This is a genomic window from Sporomusa sp. 246TCP1, from assembly GCF_057319775.1.
This window is the reverse complement of the sequence record NZ_CM170492.1, coordinates 141028-160495: the sequence shown is the minus strand read 5'-3', so window position 1 is coordinate 160495 and position 19468 is coordinate 141028. Positions and strand designations below refer to the sequence as shown.

The window sequence follows — 19468 nt, the reverse complement described above, 5'->3', positions numbered from 1 at the left end:
TTTTTACCCTCATTTCGGTTATAAAGCAGCTGACGCCATCATGCGGACGATTCCCTCTTCAACCGTAATACGTGGCTTCCATCCCCCTATGTGCGCAATTTTATCATAACTGCCATATATATTCATAACATCAATCAATTTATATTTTGCGGGGTCAACAACAATTTCAATTTTTATCCCTGTAGCATGAATCATTTGACCTAGCATCCACTGCATAGAAACCGAATGTCCGGCGCAAACGTTATATATTTCACCGCTGATTCCTTTTTCCGCCAGACATACTAGTGCCGAACATACATCCTCAATAAACAAATAATCCCTTTGAGCCGTTAGATTTCCTGTTACTAAAACAGGAGCTGCTGCTCCAGAAACAATTTTATCTATTTGATATAGAAAAGAACCGATTGACAAATGCCTGGAAATCCCGCGTCCAAATACGTTAAACACTCTTGCCGTCACTATGTTTAACCCTTGATTGCTATAATAGCGAGCTACCTCGGTTTGACAGACTTTGGATAATCCGTAAAACGATACCGGCGCTGTCGATTGTTCTTCAGTTAACGGAAGATCCTTCACCATCACATTCCCATACTCTGCTGCTGACCCCAATAAAATAATTCGAGTTTGTAATTTACTATCCTTAACCGCTTCTGCAATATTAATTGTCGTCTTAATGTTATCCTCATAATATTGTTCGAAGTTATTGGCGTACAGTATCCCGGCAAGATGAAACACACAATCCGGCCTTATCCGCTGAATTAATTCGCCAACACTTTCTTTCTCTGTTAAATCAACATCTATTTGTCCTTCCCTTGCGAATTTTTTTCGGCTGGTACCAATAACCAGGGCCTGGGGATACCATTGCTTGATCCACCGAGTGAGATGACTCCCAATAAAGCCTTGACTCCCTGTAATCAAAACACATCTATTATTCATGGATGAATCTGTCCTTATAACGCTCAAACTCCTGCTGCGCTCTTTCATAATCATCTACTCTGCCGATATCCAGCCAGTAATCGTCACTGCGATAACAATAAACCTTCTCACCCGCCGCTTGCATTCGTAAAAATAAATCCGGCATTCCTAGTGATTCGCCGCTATCAATAAAATCAATACAAGCTTTTGATAAAACATAAACCCCCATGCTTACCTCAAAGTGATAGCTTGGTTTTTCGGTATAAGATTCCATAAAACCTGCATCATTAATGCCGAGCACGCCAAAATCGATTTTCGCATCACGCTGCGTTGTTGCAACAGTTGCTTTGGCTCCTTTATCCAAGTGAGTTTGCACCAACTGCCTGTAGTCAATCGTTGTTAATACATCGCCATTCATTACCAGGAAGTTCTCTTCACAGTTAGATAATAATTTTAAGGCACCTGCTGTATTTAATGGAATTACTTCCCGCACATATTCAATATTCACGTTCCATCGCTCACCATTACCAAAATAGGTTTCGATGAGTTCCGCAAGGTGGCCTGTAGAAATAGTAATCCTGTCAAAATTCAAACTGGCCAATTGACGAATAATGATTTCCAAAATCGGATACTCACCAATCGGCATCAGCGGCTTGGGAAAATTCATTGTATAGGGTTTTAACCTTGTACCCTTGCCACCTGCCAGAATAACAGCTTGCATAAACTACACCCCACAAATTATATATTGTACCGGTTGAATTTGTAACTTTGTCTATTATCTGGCTGGCTGAACCATTGTATAGTTTCCTCAAGCCCCCTGCGAAATCCATTCACGCCCGCATACTGAGGTTTCCATCCTAACAGTGTCTGTGCTTTTGAATTATCGGCCCATAATCGTTCCACTTCGCTTTTTTCGGGCCGCTTGCGTATTTCATCCTGTTCTATCACAACTTCAGAACGCAAAATATCGGCAATCATAGTAACTGTGTCCCCAATCGAAACTTCAAAACCGCTACCGATATTAATAACCTCACCAATAGCAGCATCGGAATTCATGACCGAAATAAATCCTGCTACTGTATCTTTAACATAATTAAAATCTCGGGTTGGATGTAACGAACCAAGCTTAATTTTGCCGGCTCCACCTAGAATTTGCGTAATAATCGTTGGTATGACTGCACGGGCAGATTGCCTGGGCCCATAGGTGTTAAACGGGCGAATTACTGCAATGGGCGTGCCAAAAGACCGAAAAAAAGACAAGGCCAGCTGATCAGCGCCAATTTTACTTGCCGAATAAGGTGATTGTCCTTGTAATGGATGTTCCTCAGTAATAGGAACAAACCGTGCCGTTCCATATACCTCACTGGTCGAAGTATGAACGACTTTGGACACAGCTAAATCCTTTGCCGCTTGGATAACGTTGAGCGTTCCTTTTATGTTGGTATCCACATAAGTGTCCGGCGAATGGTAAGAATATGGTATAGCAATCAGCGCCGCCAGATGTAGTACCACGTCGCAGCCTTTCATCGCTTCACGCACGCCGTTTGGATCACGGATGTCACCGGAAAAAACATCCAGATTATTCAACAGTTCCTTTTCGGAATAGTCCAACCACCCCCAGGAATTAAAGGAATTGTACATTACAAAGGCGCGCACATTATACCCTTGTCGAATCAGTTCTTCGGTTAAATGCGAACCAATAAAGCCGTCAGCCCCCGTAACTAATATTTTTCTATTCATGTCTAATCTCCTCGCAAATTTACCCTCCATAATCATCCAATATTAATTTAATAAGCTTGTCCTCAGCAAAATGATCCAGCACATATTGTCTTTCAACGTTTGCATCACTCCCATTTGCTTGCCAATGCTGATAAAATGATAGGATTCCAGCTGCAATATTTTCTGGAAAAATACCGGAAAACAGTCGTTCCCGTTTCCCACTCAACACTTCAGGTAGTGCACAGGCTGGCGTGGCTAGAACAGGAGTTCCGCAGGCCATGGATTCGAGAACAGGCAACCCAAAACCTTCACCGTCAATGGAAGGCATTATAACAACATCTGCGGCTTGATACCTGGGAACGACTTCATCCTCAGGCACATATCCGAGAAATGTGACCGAATCTGAAATATCCAGACATCTCACCAACTCTTCCAACTCGTTACGCAAGGCTCCTTTCCCGCCAATAATGAGTTTCGCGCCAGGAATGCTGTCTTTGATTAACTTAAAGCCCTGGATCAAATTACCTATGCCCATTCGAGCCTGCAAACCACGAAGCGTGTAAATAACAAAATCATTGGACCCGAAACCAAGTTTCAAACGCGCCTGAGTTTTATTGACCGGCAGTACGAATTTGTCCATATCAACCCAATCAGACACTATTTTAAGCTTTGGAGCCAGCACTTCTTTATTAGCAATTCGAATTCGCGTATATTCTGAAATACAATGGATTTTTGAGCTTCGGGCATACACTGTATTTTCAATATGAGTCATCATTCTTTCTTTTAAGCTTGAACCCTGTGGCAACCGGCCTAACATTTTGTGATGGTAAATCATCGGATCATGCACTGTAAATATCTTATTGACTTTCTTGGATAGGTAATTACTTAAAAAATAGTACGTCATATAATCATGCCCATGGAGAATATTTGGTTCCTGTTTGCCAAAATGCCCCTTCCATCCACGCCAGCAATTATCCATCATAGTCACAAAATTTAGTAATGAGCTACTCCGTCTCTGAAAAGCGAAAGTATATACTGGCACACCTTCCAACTCGAATGACTCAAATTTGGTGCTCGGACAAAATAGCACTGTTTCCAATCCATACTTGCGCAGACTCTTGGCGTGTGTAAGCGCAACGACCTGTAATCCACGCTTTTGTCGAGGATCGGCAGAGGAAAGAATAGTTACTCTTTTCATTCATTCGTATCTCCTATGCTACCACGTTATCAGATATATAATGCGCCTAATCATTTATGACATCGAAACCAATATGACGACAACCATCGTACTGGTTTGAAAATATCGACGCTATCGATAAGTCCATCAATTACTTCCCAATGAATATTAGAATTATAGGTGTGCAGCCTTCGGTTGTTTTGATACCACTCCGGTCCAATCTCAAATAATTGTTGTTCTAAATATTCCGTTTCTGTCAGGCGGGTAATTTCATTAACCATAACCGATGCTCCGTATTCTAAAGAACAATTTTGGGACGGTCTGATTATTTTTCCATCGTGAGAAAAAATATTGCCAGCCGGACGAGCAGTTCGGGGATCTTGATTTACTGGATTGCGCCTATGAGGTTGCCACTCACCAAACAACGAATCGGCGTAAAAAACGCAAAGTTCTCCCTTGCCAGCCGGCTCACACGGATTCATAATATTTGTAAACAGCCACAATTTTCCATTGTATGGATATATTGTTGAATCACTTGCCTTAAATCCGCTCATCATCACTCTTTTTAGCACCCATTGACAGGGAAATTTCACTGCCTCATAAAGCTCTATTGTATTATTCGCGCTTGTATCCGGGAGCATAAATATTCCTTGATCTGTTTTTAATAAAAAAGGATATGCAAGGTGGTATTCTTTCTCTAATATAGTCTGGGGCTCTGAACAGTTGCCATGTTTATCAATTTCTATGCAACTAATAACACCCTTTCGAGTTTTTAGGCGGTAGTCTTCAAAAAAAATATAATTTTTCCCTTCGTTTTCAATTACAAAAGGGTCGGCAAAAAATCTGCCTGCCGGTGGACGAATAATTTGAAAACCATTCATCGCCATAGGTACAGAAAATGGCTGTTTCTTTCTGAAAGCAATAAACCATTGTTTGAAAATAAACAATTTTTCTAGTGATATCATCACATTGCACCTTCAACCTTCAAAACTACTGGAATTAATTTAATCACTATTTCCCAGAAGCACTCTCAATTACTGCAATTAATTTTGCAGTCAACGCCTTATAGTCGAAATTCGCAGCACTGGTTTGCGCATTCCTGCCCATCTCTTCATACTGCTCTCGTGGCATATCATGCACCTTCAATATCGTCCTTGCAAGTTCTTCCGGTGTTGATGCTCCTAATGAAAGACCGCATTGGTACTTTTCTAAGATGCAATATCCCATTTTTATCGTCGAAATAATTGGTTTGCCTGATGCCATATACTCAAATAATTTATTGGAGCTATTCCCCCTTGTCCAATTGTACTTCGACTGGGAATAGTTCAAAATGTTTACTGATGATTTGCTCAAGACATAGGGAATAAATCGTCGATCCACATATCCTTTCATCTTTACATTGCTCAGGCCCTCGTCAAGCACACGTTGCTCCAGGGCTTCTTTTTGATTGCCGTCACCGTAGATAAGAAACTGAATATCGCTATGCTCTTTCAGTAAAGCGGCTGCATCCAACAGCATGTTAACATCATTAACCGGTCGAATGGAGCCGATATATACAACATGGAATTTATCATCAAGCAGGTCTGTATCCTTAATGGGGTTATCAGCAATGTTCTTTAAAAAAGCCTCTATGTTTACGCCATTGTTGACGTAGTGACATTTCTTCAAGTCAATGTCCCCACCATTGTCGGTATCCCATTTGTGCGCTTTTATATAGTCTGTATCACCTTCCTTGGTAAAAATTAGCGCGTCGGCATTTCTATAAATCCAATGTTCACCAGCGGTTAACAATTTTCCCAGAAGACTATGCTCCTTCAACTTGCCAAACGCAAAAATAGCTTCAGGCCACAAATCGCGAACTTCGCAAATACAGGGAATCTTAAATTTCCTGGCCACTCGTATGCCGGCAATCATCGTCAGCGGATGTGGACTGGAAGCAATGATAACATCAGGCTTCCCATGCTCTTTTGCAAATTGTCTGGAATTTTTCAACAAGCTCATAAAAAAGATTACCATATTTTTAATCCGGGCAACCACTCCGCTTGCAGAAGATGGAGTGCTCACAAAAACAAACGGGACGCCATATTCATTATTGAGCAAGTACTTGCGACCATCATTTATCAAATTCACATCAGAATGATGGAGATACGAGGCCGCAAAAACTATTGCATCAAAACCTGATTCCTTGAGCAGATTGGCAAAATTAAATGGTCTTATCTGTCCGCTCATGGATGGTAATACAGCGTAATGGTGAAAGAACCAAACATTTTTACTTCTCATATCCCGTTTATCTTCTACCATATTTATCCAAGTACCTCCAGCTTTACAGCCCATAGTTACAATCAGATGCTATTTCATTCACTTTAGCAAATCGTGCTCCTTCGTTAGAATTTCAAGATTTAGATTAGCATTAATAGATGTTTTCCCTGGACCTTCAATTCTGCTATCGTGTTTCGGATTATGTTACCATAATAATAAAAAATCTTTCCAACATCAGCGTCGGTAAATGTACAACCATATCTATTATTAAAAATTCGCTTGACAATGGCTTGGACTACTATTGGTTTGCTCTCAGATGCCAATTCCAGCTGTATACATTCTCCCAGTGATAATCGCGCATTAGTTTCAATTCCGATATTTTCCTCCGATACATCAATTGCTACGGCATGGTAAGATCGCTTCGGATCCTTTTCAGATCGCAGTATCAACGCTTGAGAAACCCTGATTCGTCCCCATTCACGCTTCTCGTGATAATCCACATAGACACCTTCCTCAATTAAGATGACTTTCGCGACAGTGATTTCATGTTATCAAAATCGCAACAAACCAAAACATATTTACATTCTATTACGTTCTATTACGTTCTATTACGTTCTATTACGTTCTATTACATTCTATTTAGCAGATCACTAGTACTTCGTTTGCGGCTCTCAGCACCAACACCCTCGGAGTGTTCTTTGTATACTAAAACCCGAACTGTTTTCAACATAATCATCAAGTCAGTTAGTACGTTGCATTTCTGTATGTAAATTAGATCGTAAATCAACTTATCATGGGGTGAAGTATTGTATTTGCCATAGACCTGAGCCATCCCGGTAATTCCAGGTTTCACGTTACTGCGATGAATATATTCCGGCAGTTCTTTTTTCAGCATCTCGACAAAAAAGGCTCGCTCCGGCCTCGGACCCACAATACTCATATTACCGATGAGTACATTAATCAATTGAGGAAGTTCATCAATACGCGTTGCCCGGATAAAACGCCCTACCCTGGTAATGCGAGGGTCATCGACTGTCGCTAAAACAGGGCCGGTTTGTTTTTCGGCATCAACGCACATCGTACGGAATTTAAAAATGCTAAATTCTTTTTCGTATTGACCGACGCGTCTTTGGGTGAAGAATATCGGACCAGGACTATCCACTCCTATGGCGATGGCTATCAGTACAAAAACCGGAACCAAGGCTACTGTAGCAATTGTAGCAATAAAAATATCCAAAAAGCGCTTCAACATTCGCTGCTCCGCTGTGGGTCCCAGATAACGTGGTCGAAAAACAGGGATATCATCAATTTTATCCAAATCAACTTTGCTGCAATACAATTCGTAGAAGTTTGGAAGGATAAACACTTGTTTATTATTCATTTGGCAATAATGCAACAGTTCCGCTTTCTGGCTAAGTTGCATTTCAGTAGAAAGGATTACCAAGTCAACATCTGTAATGAATGCTCTCCACTGCCCGCCGTCAAAGTCAGGACAAATATATTTCACATGATCTTTAAGATATGTATTAGTACGTAGATGAGCGAGTAGCCGGTGGTTTTCATCGACCGATCCCATAACCAAAACCTCGCGGGGAATCATCTTATGGTGTTCAAACCGCCACCACAAGCTATACCAAAATGCCAGACCAACAAATTGAATAATCGTAGCGAGTAGTAAAATACTGCGAGAATAAGCAAACTCTCTCAGGAAAAAACTAATGGCCATCATGATAACGAACATCTTCACCATTGCGATCACCAAATCAAGCATTACTTCGATTTGTTTTTTGCGCTTCAATGAAAGCAACCCTTCAAAAACCACCAATAATCCGACAATGCTTAGCATGACTGGTAGCATTCTGTGATAAAGCTCCATATCAAGATCAACAGCGCTATAGGCAACAACAATACACATTGCTACATAAGATGAAACTGCAACAATTGCCATATCGCCAACAAATATGATCAATCTACTCAATCCTGGAAACTGTGTACCCAAGCTACACCTTCTTTCCAACCAGTGATTATCCAGTATATCTTTTATACATTTTTAGCATAAAGGAATGGAATATCTTTTTTAGTAACTTTCGCAATCAGTTTTACATACGAGTCCATCATAACATCCAGACTGTTATGGCGTTGCACATATTCGGCACCAATAGCACCTAATTCTCTTAAAAATAATGGCTTGTCTGCAAGCTGCACTAATGTTCTCCAGTATTTTTCGACATCGTTTTTCTCAAAAATAAACGGAGCCAGCTCAACAATATCTCGTTGTAAATCTTTGGCGTAACCCACCCGCGTCGTAAGAATAGGCAGCCCGCAGGCCATCGCTTCCAATAGGGAATAACTGCAGCCTTCGTAGCGAGTCGGAAATACGAGGATATCCGCTGCCGAGTATAATTCGGGGAGCTCCTGGTAGCTTACATTTTTTACAAACAGGACGTTATCAGGCCAACCGTGCGGTATTTCATCTGTTGCAATTAAAAATCTGATCCGAAGTTGCTCTTTCCATGCTAATTTGGCAAGATCATGCAACTCTTCAAATCCTTTTCCCAATACGCCAAATCTAGCCGTGAAGCAAGCAACAAACTCGTCCTTTTCAATTCCGTATTTTTGTCGACAATATACTTGTTCCTGCTTAGCGAAGTGCCTGGTATCAATCCCGTTAGGAATCACTATTGGATTAATGCCTGTATAATATTTTCTTAGTTCCTCGGCAACTGCACGGGAAACTGCTACCGAAGTTGCCCCGCTGGCCGTATACTGCTCTACTCCCCCTTTCAGCCGAATTAAACCGACATATCGATTCAACTTCATTCGCCATGAAATATTGGGCGGCAGATGGATATGATAGAGTCCCCTTACAGTCCCGTGGTGAATCACAATGCGGGGAATATTAGTCTTTCCGCGCAAATTCCAGCCTGCTATACTATTTTGGATGATAACATCTGTCTCAGCATAACTTGAGGCAATTTTTCTCCAAGCGGCATTTCCAATCTGCAAATTTCTGCGTTGGTTAAGAAAATATTTGTCATACCACTTATCTTGCCAGTTGTCGATTGCGCTCCTATCATATACATCAATCTCAATATTTCGTCTTTTTAATTCTTCCGAAATTGAAACGGTAAATCGCTCAACCCCGCCAATATTGCCTGGCGAAATATCCGACACAATCGCAACCCGCAACACTCTCTAGCCCCCCATCAATAAATAAGTTCTATCCGCATTTTCACTTCTCCCCGTGCTCATAAACCGTCAAATACTGTTGCGCCATTTGTATATAGGAAAAATTTTGAACACAATGGATTCTCGCTGCAGTTCCCATTTTTTTCAGCAACTCCGTATTATCAATTAATTCCTTCACGCGGTTAGCTAAATCATTAACATTGCCCGGTTCAACTAAATAGCCATTGACCCCGTCCTGCACCTGATCAGGCAACCCGCCGGTTCTATACGCAACAATCGGTTTCCCGCATGCCATAGCTTCAAGACTCGTATATGGAAAAGGTTCCTCGCCCTTACCTAATACGCCTCGGACTTTTGAAGTGCTAAGAAAAATTTGTCCTTCGCGATAAAAAGCCGGCATTTTTTCTTTACTCAAAGCCCCCAAAAAGGTTACATAATCTTCCAAGTTATTATCTGCAACGTATTTCTTAGCTAATACCTCTTGATTACCTTTTCCTGCGATTTTTAGTGAGATAGATCGCTTATTAAAGTCCTTTACCAGAATTCGAATTGTCTTTAAGGCATCCATGACACCTTTACTTTCCTGCAGCATCCCCGCAAAAACAATATTGAATACTTCATCATTTGAACCTAAACTACTATCTGGACAAAAATAATCTGTATCCAATCCATTACGTATGCGTGTAATTGCTTTATTAGCAAATTGCTTAAGATGAGTTTCCAATGCATTCGCTACGCAAATGAGTGTATCGAATTGACCATAGCCTGACTGCTCGATAGACCAAAGCCATTGATGCGTTTTATCCCCAACATTGCACCACTTTAGGTCTTCTGCTTCATAAGTTAAATATCCATGAACAGTCAGAATTGCTTTGCATCTTGTCAAACGGCGCAAGAGCTTTGCTATTTCCACATGCTGTACATTTTGGATGTTTAGAACGTCCATCCTGCCCTTCGTTTTCCACAAAGCACTTACAACATAATACAAGTCCTCAGCCCATCGCCTATATCTCCTTGCAAAATATAAATTGATTTTCGCTAGAACTAATTCGGGTACTCTGACAAAAGGAACACGAAACCAACATGGTGGATATTCCTTGATTAAATAAACATTATGTCCAAGCTCGCGAAACCCTTTCGCCAACATATATACATGTGTTGATACTCCACCGATTTCTTCAAATGGGGGAGAAGGAAGTAAAACAATATTCATAAACACCCGCCCTCCGTTTACCACATGGCATTTCAGCAATGCCGAATAAAAAAATACATTCGCCAAAAAATCACAAAAACCTGCAAAAACTATTAATTTTTTACAAACTTTACAAACTTTACAAACTTTTAACCTAACGTCAACGTGCACAGGCAACAAATCCTAAAAATCCGAAGAAAATTGCATTAAAAGTATAAAATGAAATAAAATGGTCTGACCATAAAGCGGTTACAAGATATCCGACAAGAAAAACAAAATATGCTTCAAGCATCCAATTATCGGCAACAAGTTTTTTCTGGTCCCACAATAGTTTAATTAAACAAATAACAAAACCTACAAATACAAAAAAACCGACATAACCAGCTAACATAGCGGACTGCAAAAAAGCGTTATGCGCTTGCTGAATCGTATTATTGGATATAAGATACATAGTCTCAAATCCTATGCCCAACGGATGCGTCGAGATAATTTGTAAAGCCGTGAGCCATACCTGCGCCCGGTCACTAAGTGCATATTTTGAATCGCCGGCTGCTACTGCCATCAGCGTTTCAATAATTCTGGGAATATTAATCAGGACCAACGCACTGCCCAATGACAAACCCAGCAAAACAAGAAATGCTTTACCGTATTGCTGGGACCGCAACAGAAAAATAAAAATGCATAGTATTGCAATAAATAAAGTAAATATCGATTCCCGCGATTGAGTAAGTACTAAAATAAGTCCAGTTCCGGCTGTTAATATTGAATAGACCAATTTGGCAGCATAGTGCTGTTCATACAGCACGCCCATAATGCCAATGGTGGAAAAAAATGCGGCAAGTGCGCCCAGTTGGTTCGGGTCACCCACCTGCCCCACCAATCGTATTTGGTCAGATTTGAACGTGTCCGTAATCAGTTTGATGAAATTTTCTATCGATGTATCAAGCAATATATTGCTCAGTACCCCAATAACAAGCGATCCCATCAACAGCCAGGCAATTAGCCGCAACTCTTTAATTTGGAACTGAGAATCTGAACCGTAATAAAATAATACCAGACCAATGCACCATAGCAAGTAATTAAACAGACTGCGCCCGAAATATGGCACCAGTTCATTATGTGTCAAAAAGAACAGGAATGTTGATAGTAAAAAGACCACAGCCAAAAATATATACGCATACAAAAAGCGAATTACCGCCGGTGGTCTTTGACTAATTATTTTGTCGGGTACTTGAGTAAGAGCTTTGAGAAATATACCAATCACAAACAGAATGGTAAACATGTCGCCTGGAGACATGTTTAATGTTCTCCCCAAAATGGGAATTTCTGCGATTGGATTAAATGAGAATGTCGTATATAACACCAGTGTAAATACCACTACTATAGACACCATTACTCTGTAAAAGTCCTCCTAAAATACTTGGCACAAAAAGGCCACGATAGGCCACTATACAGTGCCGCCCCCACAAAGATCAAAAAACCGACATGCACCTGAAACAGCGTTTGTATGGTAAGTATACAGATTCCCATACAAATGCAGCTTCCTGTTAAAATAAAGAGAAGTTTTTTGTCAACCCATTCTTCTTGCTGTAAGGCTTTAACCTTAATCACCAAAAAAGAAAACACCACTACTTCAGCGATGATCATGGACATTGCAGCTCCGGCAGATTTCCAAAGTGGTATCAGCACCAGGTTAGCAGTAACATTCATTATGGCGCCCAATAGCAATGTGTCCATATATTTTTTGTCTTCATTTACTGCCAAAAGCCAATTTGCCAGCGTAATGCTAAGTGCCATGAAAAAAATATAGTAAAGCAATAACATAAATGAAGTTGCGGCTCCCAGGTACATCTCGCCAAAAAAGGTTTCAATGATATTAGTCCCTAATATAGTTCCACCCGTAATAATCGGCAGCATAAAAAACAACATACTGTAAATATTCCGTTTTAGAAAAGCTCCCATAAGTCCGGGGTTATTTTCACGTAAGCGAATCATTACCGGAAAGGTTGATTGACTATATATTCCTATAATCCCTGAAAGCACTGATACGATTTTATAGGCTACACTGTAATATCCAGCTTCCTGATGGTCGACCATGAATCCCAGCATTACTATGTCGAAGTTTTCGTAAACTTGGGATAGTCCACCTGTGATGGCAAAGGGGATTGCTAATTTTAATACTGTGCGATAATTCAACAGAGTAAAGCTCAAATGCAATGAATGAACCTTGTGGAATAAATGGTATAGGAAAATACATGACAGAACGGATCCCGTAAACATAATAACCGGGATATAAAAAATGTCTGCTGCGTTTTTAACTAACAAAATTATAAATATACAGCTACAAAGACTGCCCAACACATTCGCAATAGCCAATGATCGCAAGTCTTCCATCCCAATAAAAGCCCAATCCAGCAACCAAGAAGAACTCAGCATAGTTAGACCGTATAACAAAAGTAAATAAAACAAGTAAGTATCGGAAATAAAAAAACATCCATAAGCAAGTAACAAGAAATAAGATAGTATGGCCAGGCAAATACGCACCGAGAGTATTTGACTTATTGATTTTTCGCAATGGTTTTGCTTACGAGCCGCTTCGCGTATTCCTACCATCGGCAATCCAAAGGTTGCCAACAAATTAAAATAGCTTATAACAGCAAGCACCACACTGATACCGCCATAAGACTCCGGGCCTAATACCCGCGCCAAATAGATAACCATTATAAACGAAATAACTTGGGTCGAAAGCCTTCCCATCAAGCCTGCACTAAAATTTCCCAATACTGTTTTCGGCATCTGTTTCATATCAATAATTTTCCATCCTACCACCCTTATGGCTAATCTTATACCTCACTAAAAGGAATTATTATTCACCAGTCAATGGCGCATTTATCAATAATCAATCGCATCATTTAGTACTGTACCGATAATATTTGCTTTAGCACCAAGTAACAGTTCCAATACTTTTTTTGCATTTTGAGGTTTTACTGCCCGGCTATCGACGACCAGCACAACACCATCTACTTTTGAAGCTAGAACACAGGCATCTGAAATAACAGCATCCATTTTAATTAAAATAGGCGAGCTGGTAAGAAAAATATAATCCGCCTGAGTACGTAAATAATCTAATAAGACACGTATTTTGGGATTAGACAAGATAGTAACGGATTCTAACGGCAGTGGACCACAGGTCACAACTTTCAAATTGGAAATTCTGGAATCTTGCAAAATGTCTTCCTGAGAGACTTCATTCCGAATGAGATTTGTTAATCCAGTATTCTCCAATCCAAAGATATCATACACGATAGGTGCACGAAGATCGCAATCAACTAAAACCACCTTATACCCTGCATACGCCAGCAGCGTGGCCGAGTTAACGGCAACCATTGCCCCTCCCTCACCAGAATTAGCACTGGTAAATAAAACCGTCTGTACTTTCCCTTGGGGTTTGGCATCGCGGATGCTGGCACACAAAACCCGAAATGATTCTGCAAACGGAGATTGTTCCCTGTCTGAAATCACATAGCGAGCCTGCTTACCTTGTGGCCGCCCACCCTTTCGGGACCGCCTATCCTTTCGGGACCGCCCATCCATTCGTGACCGCTTATCCATGATTTTCACCGTCTGCTTTCCTACTGCCAGTCCAGCTTTGGGAGCGAGATCCCACTTTGGGAATAACACCAATCACTGGCACAGATAAGTAATGCTGCAAATCGGCAACTGTATCAATTGTTTTATAAAAATATTCAACAAAAAATGTAGCCATTGTACCAATAAAAAGTCCCATAATAGCCGCTATACATAAGTTAAACATTTTTTTAGGCTTTACCGGGTCTTCCGGCAACGCTGCCATGTCAATAACTTGCAGGTTAGCCGATTCCATAATTTCACTGATCCGGGCCTCCTCATAGCGTTTCGCTAAGGTGGCATATGCACTTTCAGCAACCGAATAATCAAGCATTAAACGCGCCAACTGAGTTTCTGTTGCGGGAAGATTTGCCAATTCTTTTTCTTCCTGGGAGGTAATGCGTTGTAAATTTGTTCTCTGGGTTTCACCTAAAGATACCTCGCCTATTGCGATGCGTATAAGTTCGGTTTGCAGCCTCTTTTGATTCTCAGCGATGGAAGCCTTAAGATTAACTACACGCGGATGCTCGTCGGTCAAGCTTTTCGACAATCCCGCCAATTCGGCTTCTTGTTCAGCCAAACGGTTCCGATACAACTGCACAACAGGTGTATCGACAATGATATCAGGCGTTTTTTGTTTAGCATACGCTGCTCCCAACACCAATTGATTCTCGGTATCCAATTTTTTTAAGATTGATTGACGTTCCACAAACGCCCTGGCCTGTTCGGTAATAGCAACAATCCGATTGTTTTTTTTATAGTCCACTAATGCTTTTCCCGCTTCATCAAGCTCACGTTTTTTTTCAGCCAAACGATCCCCGATAAAAATTCGAGTTTCTTTACCCTCCGCCCGGGCAATATCCAGCGACATTTCATTAACAGCGACCGCTAACGCGTTTGCCAAATTTTGTGCTTCCTGTGGGGAGCCGGCTAAAACGAAAGTATTCAAAATCTCCGTATCTTTTAAAGGCCGCACCGTAATTCGGTCGATAACAGTTTCATAACGAAGGGACGCCTGTTCATCTGCACCGAGTTTACCAATCGCAGCTTCCACGACCGATCGACTCTTTATTAATTCGGCAAAAGTATACATTTTCTGCCGCGCCAGTTCTTCTGACTGCCACGCTGCCCCGCCAGCATCTGTCACACTTCTTGCAGTCGGTTTTACGCGAATTGTAACTTTTGTCTCATAAGTTGGCGGCATCAAGTTTAATATGATAGCAAGTATTATCGCTATACAAAAACTGGTGTATACCCAGTTTCGGTGGCGCCTTACAATCGATAATAAGCCATGTAAATCTAACTGTTTGTCCATTGAGGCCCCCTGGTTAATCGTTACATTTTTGTGACGACTCGTTAGTTGCCATTACTGCCTGAGTTACATATTGTAAAAATCTGTGTTAATAGCAATATATCTTCTGCTTATCTCTATGCATATTTTATTCTTCACCTTGCTCACCGTCAATATTTTTCGTATTATATCTCAATACCTTATAATTCGACATTGTCTTCAGTTATCCTATATATGTTTTTAATTTCGCATCACAGATTGAAGACTGTATTATCTGGAAAATAAAAATGCCTGGTAACACTCACAAATAACTATTTGTAAGAGCAACCAGGCAGTCGTAGGCATTACGCCGGTAGACCCACGGCTTTGCGTCGCCGCCTTTCAGCGGGTATGCCAAATCCTTTAGTTTCCTAATTATATTTTACCGGTGAATCTATATCTTGTCAATTTGTATTATTCAACCAGCCTTACTTGTTCTTTATGGCAATGTCACTCTCATACCTTGCTCAATACTATCAGAGCTACCGGAAATCACTTCGCAGATAGCAACCTTTTCTTTGACAGAGACTACACGAATTCGAGCCACTTCTGTTACCATTTCATCAAGAGTTTCACCTGTAGTAGGATCTCTCAATATTTTAGCAGAACCCACAACAAATTCCCGACCGACCGTAATACCTTCACGTGACCCTCTGTTAATATATATATTACTATTATTATTCATTACCACAGCACCAGTCCACCTGATCTTAGGCAATTGAGTTTTCATCCATTCTACACCCTGTGTAGCCGCATCTTCAACAGCTTTCCCCAGATTGGTAGCACCATAATTACCAAAGACCGCGCCGCGACCGCCAACAACTATTCCACCTTTTACTGCTTTACCAACAACGCTCTTGGAGGCTAACACTTGTCCGGTACCGGCCTCAACAACATACATCGTGATATTGATTTCAGACTTTGAGTTAGCGCCACCTAGATAAATACCATGAATGCCAAAACCACCTGCCTGACCGCCTGTATCTTGCACATGAGTAATAACTCCTTTTACCAACAGCTGCGCCGGAATTACGTGAGGATTGGAGTTACTTTCATTACTTGCCGCCTGCCGCATATCATTTTCAGCAAGAACAATAAAATTTCCAGACTGGTTGAGTATATCGGTCAAAACAGCACCCCATGCATCGCCCAGATTAAATTGTCCTTTCCAGTTAGCACGATTCTCAAAACTTGATACCACAATAGTGTACTTCAAACCATTATCATTTGCCGACACTGACTGAGGCAGACTACAACTTAGCATAAGCGTAAAAACGCTCAGCCAGAGCAGCCTCCTGTAATGCATAAAAAGTTTCACTTGCATTCCTCCTCCATATTTTGATACCAAACAATTCCACGCAAATACGCAACTTCCTTCTCTTGAAATTTTTTTATTTCCACGCAATCAGTAAGGCTAATATTCGACTACCAGGCCTACACCAACTTCCTTAACATCTGCTACCTGAGCTAACTTGATTTTGGAATCTATATCCGTACAATGACATGCGTGAATAGTACCGATTTCCTGCCTCTTTAAGTATTCAACTGTATTGATTAACTGGCGATGGTTTGGGTTCAAAAGATGAAATCCGCCAATAATATCACATATTCTATCTTCATTACTTACTTTTTTTGCATATTCAATAATATTGCAAATCCCCGAATGGGAACAGCCTGTAATTATTACTAACCCACGCTCAGACATATATACTAAGGCAGAATCGTCTAGTACAAAGTCCTCTTGCCATAAACCCTCTTTTAGCGTTTCGCCGATTGAATTTATTGCTTCAAATGAATTACTTCTTTCAATTTCACCTAAGAAAGTGAATTTATCTGACAGCTTAACAGGTTTTCTACTAAGGTTTAATGAAAAAACATTTTGTAACTGGCTAGCAAAAACCATTGATCCTATTGGTAACCCATTTACTCTTTTTTCTAAAAAGGCATCTGGATGGGCAATTATAGTAGGTACTTTCGACTTATGACCTTCAAATGCGGCTTCCGTATACAACCGAAATAATTCACCTAATCCCCATGTATGGTCATTGTGCCCGTGTGAAATAATTATTGCATCTAGCGCTAAAAGGTCAATACCCATTTTATTGGCGTTTTTTAAGAATACATCTGAATATCCAGTATCAAACAGATATTTTTCACCTTCACATTCTATAAAATACGATACTGCGGGCTCTCCCTGAAAATACCTATCGATTATAGTATTATTATCGACTAAAACAGTTAGTTTCATATAACCTCCAGGTTAACTATAAATATATTACAATAGTTATCTTATACTTTATAATTAAAAATCCTGCACATCTTATCATCAGCAGTGCAGGATTTTGTTTAGATGAAGTAAAATTTTCTTAGCATTAGGGAGTAAATATGGAGGATAAATTGATGGCTGAAAAAACTAAGGATAAGATAAAAAAAGTAGCTCTTTCACTATTTGCAAATAATGGATATGATTCTACGAGCATGGAACAAATTGCGGCTGGAGTAGGTATAAAAAAATCATCGTTGTACTCATTTATTCCCAGTAAAGAAAAATTATTTTGGGAGATTTACGAAGATCTTGAAATAAAATACCGAAATCGTATAGATCAGTTTTTGGCAGAATCAGATACCATGCCAGCATCGGAGAGACTTTATCATCTTTTTAAACAGTATATATGTTGTAGCTCAAGCTCTTCTACACAAATCGTTGAAGATAGAGCATTCTGGAATCGTGTCTTGTTTTTTCCTCCTACTGCTCTAAAAGAAAAACTTTTGACGAGAGCATTTAACAACGAAATGATTTACGGAGAAAAATATAAAGAATTAATTAAGGAAGGTATACAGCAAGGACTAATCCGTGAAGCTTCACCAGAAGATATTCTTCTTTCGTATTACAGCTTAAGACAAGGTCTTTATTCATTAATAAGTACATTTATGGTTGACGTGCCGGAAGAACAGAAACTTGACCATATTGATAAGGTTTGGCATGATTACTGGCTAGGTATAAAAAATATTGACTAATTCCATATTATGGAGTACCATTATTTTAGCGACCGGTCGGTCGCCAAATTATCAATTATACTCTCATGTAAAGTTTTAGAATTTTAAGTAGCTGCTAAAATCCGATCATTACGAGGGAGGATGAACATGGAAATATCGGCATATCACCCATTCAAATCTGAGAAAGCCCAAAAGCAATATCTGGAAATGTATGACAAGAGAGCACAGGAGGTATGGCCAGTAGATTCAGAGTCCCGGATGGTAGACACTTCTTACGGCCAAACTTTTGTAAGAATTAGTGGACCAAACGGGGCTTCGCCACTAGTACTACTACCTGGCTCCATGGGTAATTCTCTATGCTGGGTGCAGAATATTAAAGCGTTATCTACGTCTTACAAAACCTACGCAGTCGATAACATTTATGACTTTGGACGTAGTGTATACACGCGATCAATTGCAGGACCCGAGGATTTTGTCAATTGGCTTAATGAATTATTTACTGCGCTTGAACTTGGTAACAACATTAACCTTATGGGCCTGTCTTATGGCGGTTGGCTAACATGCCAATATGCACTCCACTTTCAACACCGTCTCAATAAAATTGTATTATTGGCGCCAGCAGCAACTGTGCTATCTTTGGAATTAAAATTTTTGATGCACTCAATTTTTTTTATGACAATACCGCTTCACTTTATTGCCAAAAATTATTTTAATTGGGTTTTCAAGGATTTTGTACGAAAAGATGAGGCCTCGAGGAAATCATTAGACAGTGCCATTGATGAAATATTATGGGGCATACGCTGCTTTAAGGCAAAACGTATGATCTCTCCCACAGTTTTACTGGATAAAGAATTACAAAGTATCAAAGTACCTTCGCTTTATTTAGTAGGTGAAAATGAAAAAATATATTCTGCTCCAAAAGCCGTTGAACGTCTCAATAAGATAGCTCCTCATATTAAAACAAATGTCATTCCTAATGCAGGCCATGATTTATGGATCGTACAAGCAGATACGGTAAATCGTAAAGTGCTTGAATTTCTAAAATAGCCGGGTAGACATCCTT

Annotated in this window: 18 protein-coding genes and 1 riboswitch; of the genes, 2 read left to right on the top strand and 16 right to left on the bottom strand. The window is 40.2% G+C overall.

All coding sequences use genetic code 11. From position 1 onward, the window contains the following. Positions 1-18: 18 nt before the first annotated feature. From AC1ECB_RS00775 to AC1ECB_RS00700, 16 genes are all read right to left on the bottom strand, one after another. The gene (locus AC1ECB_RS00775; protein WP_485667030.1) at positions 19-936 is read right to left on the bottom strand and encodes an NAD-dependent epimerase/dehydratase family protein; all 918 of its coding nucleotides are present in this window, start codon (positions 934-936) and stop codon (positions 19-21) included. Beyond that, entirely contained in the window at positions 929-1636 is a 708-nt protein-coding gene (locus tag AC1ECB_RS00770) for a sugar phosphate nucleotidyltransferase (protein WP_485667029.1), read from the bottom strand. Before AC1ECB_RS00770 ends, AC1ECB_RS00775 begins: the two co-directional genes overlap by 8 nt. 17 nt (positions 1637-1653) lie before the next feature. Continuing rightward, a complete protein-coding gene (locus AC1ECB_RS00765; RefSeq protein WP_485667028.1) occupies positions 1654-2655 on the bottom strand; it encodes an NAD-dependent 4,6-dehydratase LegB in 1002 nt (333 codons plus the stop codon). A gap of 19 nt (positions 2656-2674) precedes the next feature. Beyond that, entirely contained in the window at positions 2675-3832 is a 1158-nt protein-coding gene (locus AC1ECB_RS00760; RefSeq protein ID WP_485667027.1) for a glycosyltransferase family 4 protein, read from the bottom strand. A 50-nt stretch (positions 3833-3882) separates the two neighbouring features. Then, the gene (locus AC1ECB_RS00755) at positions 3883-4758 is read right to left on the bottom strand and encodes a glucosamine inositolphosphorylceramide transferase family protein (protein WP_485667026.1); all 876 of its coding nucleotides are present in this window, start codon (positions 4756-4758) and stop codon (positions 3883-3885) included. A gap of 64 nt (positions 4759-4822) precedes the next feature. Beyond that, positions 4823-6112, bottom strand: a complete 1290-nt coding sequence (locus AC1ECB_RS00750) for a glycosyltransferase family 4 protein (RefSeq protein ID WP_485667025.1) — start codon at positions 6110-6112, stop codon at positions 4823-4825. Between the two features lie 98 nt (positions 6113-6210). Continuing rightward, positions 6211-6570 carry a PilZ domain-containing protein gene (locus AC1ECB_RS00745; protein ID WP_485667024.1) on the bottom strand — a complete coding sequence of 120 codons (360 nt, stop codon included), beginning with the start codon at positions 6568-6570 and terminating at the stop codon, positions 6211-6213. Between the two features lie 128 nt (positions 6571-6698). After that, positions 6699-8069, bottom strand: a complete 1371-nt coding sequence (locus tag AC1ECB_RS00740) for a sugar transferase (protein WP_485667023.1) — start codon at positions 8067-8069, stop codon at positions 6699-6701. A 41-nt stretch (positions 8070-8110) separates the two neighbouring features. After that, entirely contained in the window at positions 8111-9262 is a 1152-nt protein-coding gene (locus AC1ECB_RS00735) for a glycosyltransferase family 4 protein (protein ID WP_485667022.1), read from the bottom strand. Positions 9263-9302: 40 nt separating this feature from the next. Then, on the bottom strand, positions 9303-10472 hold the full coding sequence (locus tag AC1ECB_RS00730; RefSeq protein WP_485667021.1) for a glycosyltransferase family 4 protein: 1170 nt from the start codon (positions 10470-10472) through the stop codon (positions 9303-9305). Between the two features lie 139 nt (positions 10473-10611). Next, a complete protein-coding gene (locus tag AC1ECB_RS00725; RefSeq protein WP_485667020.1) occupies positions 10612-11844 on the bottom strand; it encodes an O-antigen ligase family protein in 1233 nt (410 codons plus the stop codon). After that, on the bottom strand, positions 11844-13256 hold the full coding sequence (locus AC1ECB_RS00720) for a flippase (protein WP_485667019.1): 1413 nt from the start codon (positions 13254-13256) through the stop codon (positions 11844-11846). Before AC1ECB_RS00720 ends, AC1ECB_RS00725 begins: the two co-directional genes overlap by 1 nt. A gap of 87 nt (positions 13257-13343) precedes the next feature. Further along, positions 13344-13973: a CpsD/CapB family tyrosine-protein kinase gene (locus tag AC1ECB_RS00715; RefSeq protein ID WP_485667018.1), complete on the bottom strand. Its 630-nt coding sequence runs from the start codon at positions 13971-13973 to the stop codon at positions 13344-13346. 82 nt (positions 13974-14055) lie between these two features. After that, a complete protein-coding gene (locus tag AC1ECB_RS00710) occupies positions 14056-15393 on the bottom strand; it encodes a GumC family protein (RefSeq protein WP_485667017.1) in 1338 nt (445 codons plus the stop codon). Positions 15394-15688: 295 nt separating this feature from the next. Beyond that, a riboswitch (cyclic di-GMP riboswitch) is annotated at positions 15689-15774 on the bottom strand. 73 nt (positions 15775-15847) lie between these two features. Further along, positions 15848-16726: a CsgG/HfaB family protein gene (locus tag AC1ECB_RS00705; RefSeq protein ID WP_485667016.1), complete on the bottom strand. Its 879-nt coding sequence runs from the start codon at positions 16724-16726 to the stop codon at positions 15848-15850. A gap of 96 nt (positions 16727-16822) precedes the next feature. Further along, positions 16823-17656 (bottom strand): MBL fold metallo-hydrolase, encoded by an 834-nt coding sequence (locus tag AC1ECB_RS00700; protein WP_485667015.1) that lies wholly within the window; start codon positions 17654-17656, stop codon positions 16823-16825. 152 nt (positions 17657-17808) lie between these two features. Here AC1ECB_RS00700 and AC1ECB_RS00695 point away from each other — a divergent pair, with 152 nt between their 5' ends. Continuing rightward, positions 17809-18426 (top strand): TetR/AcrR family transcriptional regulator, encoded by a 618-nt coding sequence (locus AC1ECB_RS00695; protein WP_485667014.1) that lies wholly within the window; start codon positions 17809-17811, stop codon positions 18424-18426. 126 nt (positions 18427-18552) lie between these two features. Next, on the top strand, positions 18553-19452 hold the full coding sequence (locus AC1ECB_RS00690; protein ID WP_485667013.1) for an alpha/beta fold hydrolase: 900 nt from the start codon (positions 18553-18555) through the stop codon (positions 19450-19452). The last annotated feature ends 16 nt before the right edge of the window (positions 19453-19468 follow it).

What these genes read in the sequence shown, in the direction of transcription:
- AC1ECB_RS00775 (WP_485667030.1), bottom strand. Translation starts at nt 936, where the DNA reads ATGAATAATAGATGTGTTTTGATTACAGGGAGTCAAGGCTTTATTGGG.
- AC1ECB_RS00770 (WP_485667029.1), bottom strand. Translation starts at nt 1,636, where the DNA reads ATGCAAGCTGTTATTCTGGCAGGTGGCAAGGGTACAAGGTTAAAACCC.
- AC1ECB_RS00765 (WP_485667028.1), bottom strand. Translation starts at nt 2,655, where the DNA reads ATGAATAGAAAAATATTAGTTACGGGGGCTGACGGCTTTATTGGTTCG.
- AC1ECB_RS00760 (WP_485667027.1), bottom strand. Translation starts at nt 3,832, where the DNA reads ATGAAAAGAGTAACTATTCTTTCCTCTGCCGATCCTCGACAAAAGCGT.
- AC1ECB_RS00750 (WP_485667025.1), bottom strand. Translation starts at nt 6,112, where the DNA reads ATGGTAGAAGATAAACGGGATATGAGAAGTAAAAATGTTTGGTTCTTT.
- AC1ECB_RS00730 (WP_485667021.1), bottom strand. Translation starts at nt 10,472, where the DNA reads ATGAATATTGTTTTACTTCCTTCTCCCCCATTTGAAGAAATCGGTGGA.
- AC1ECB_RS00725 (WP_485667020.1), bottom strand. Translation starts at nt 11,844, where the DNA reads ATGGTGTCTATAGTAGTGGTATTTACACTGGTGTTATATACGACATTC.
- AC1ECB_RS00720 (WP_485667019.1), bottom strand. Translation starts at nt 13,256, where the DNA reads ATGAAACAGATGCCGAAAACAGTATTGGGAAATTTTAGTGCAGGCTTG.
- AC1ECB_RS00710 (WP_485667017.1), bottom strand. Translation starts at nt 15,393, where the DNA reads ATGGACAAACAGTTAGATTTACATGGCTTATTATCGATTGTAAGGCGC.
- AC1ECB_RS00700 (WP_485667015.1), bottom strand. Translation starts at nt 17,656, where the DNA reads ATGAAACTAACTGTTTTAGTCGATAATAATACTATAATCGATAGGTAT.
- AC1ECB_RS00695 (WP_485667014.1), top strand. Translation starts at nt 17,809, where the DNA reads ATGGCTGAAAAAACTAAGGATAAGATAAAAAAAGTAGCTCTTTCACTA.
- AC1ECB_RS00690 (WP_485667013.1), top strand. Translation starts at nt 18,553, where the DNA reads ATGGAAATATCGGCATATCACCCATTCAAATCTGAGAAAGCCCAAAAG.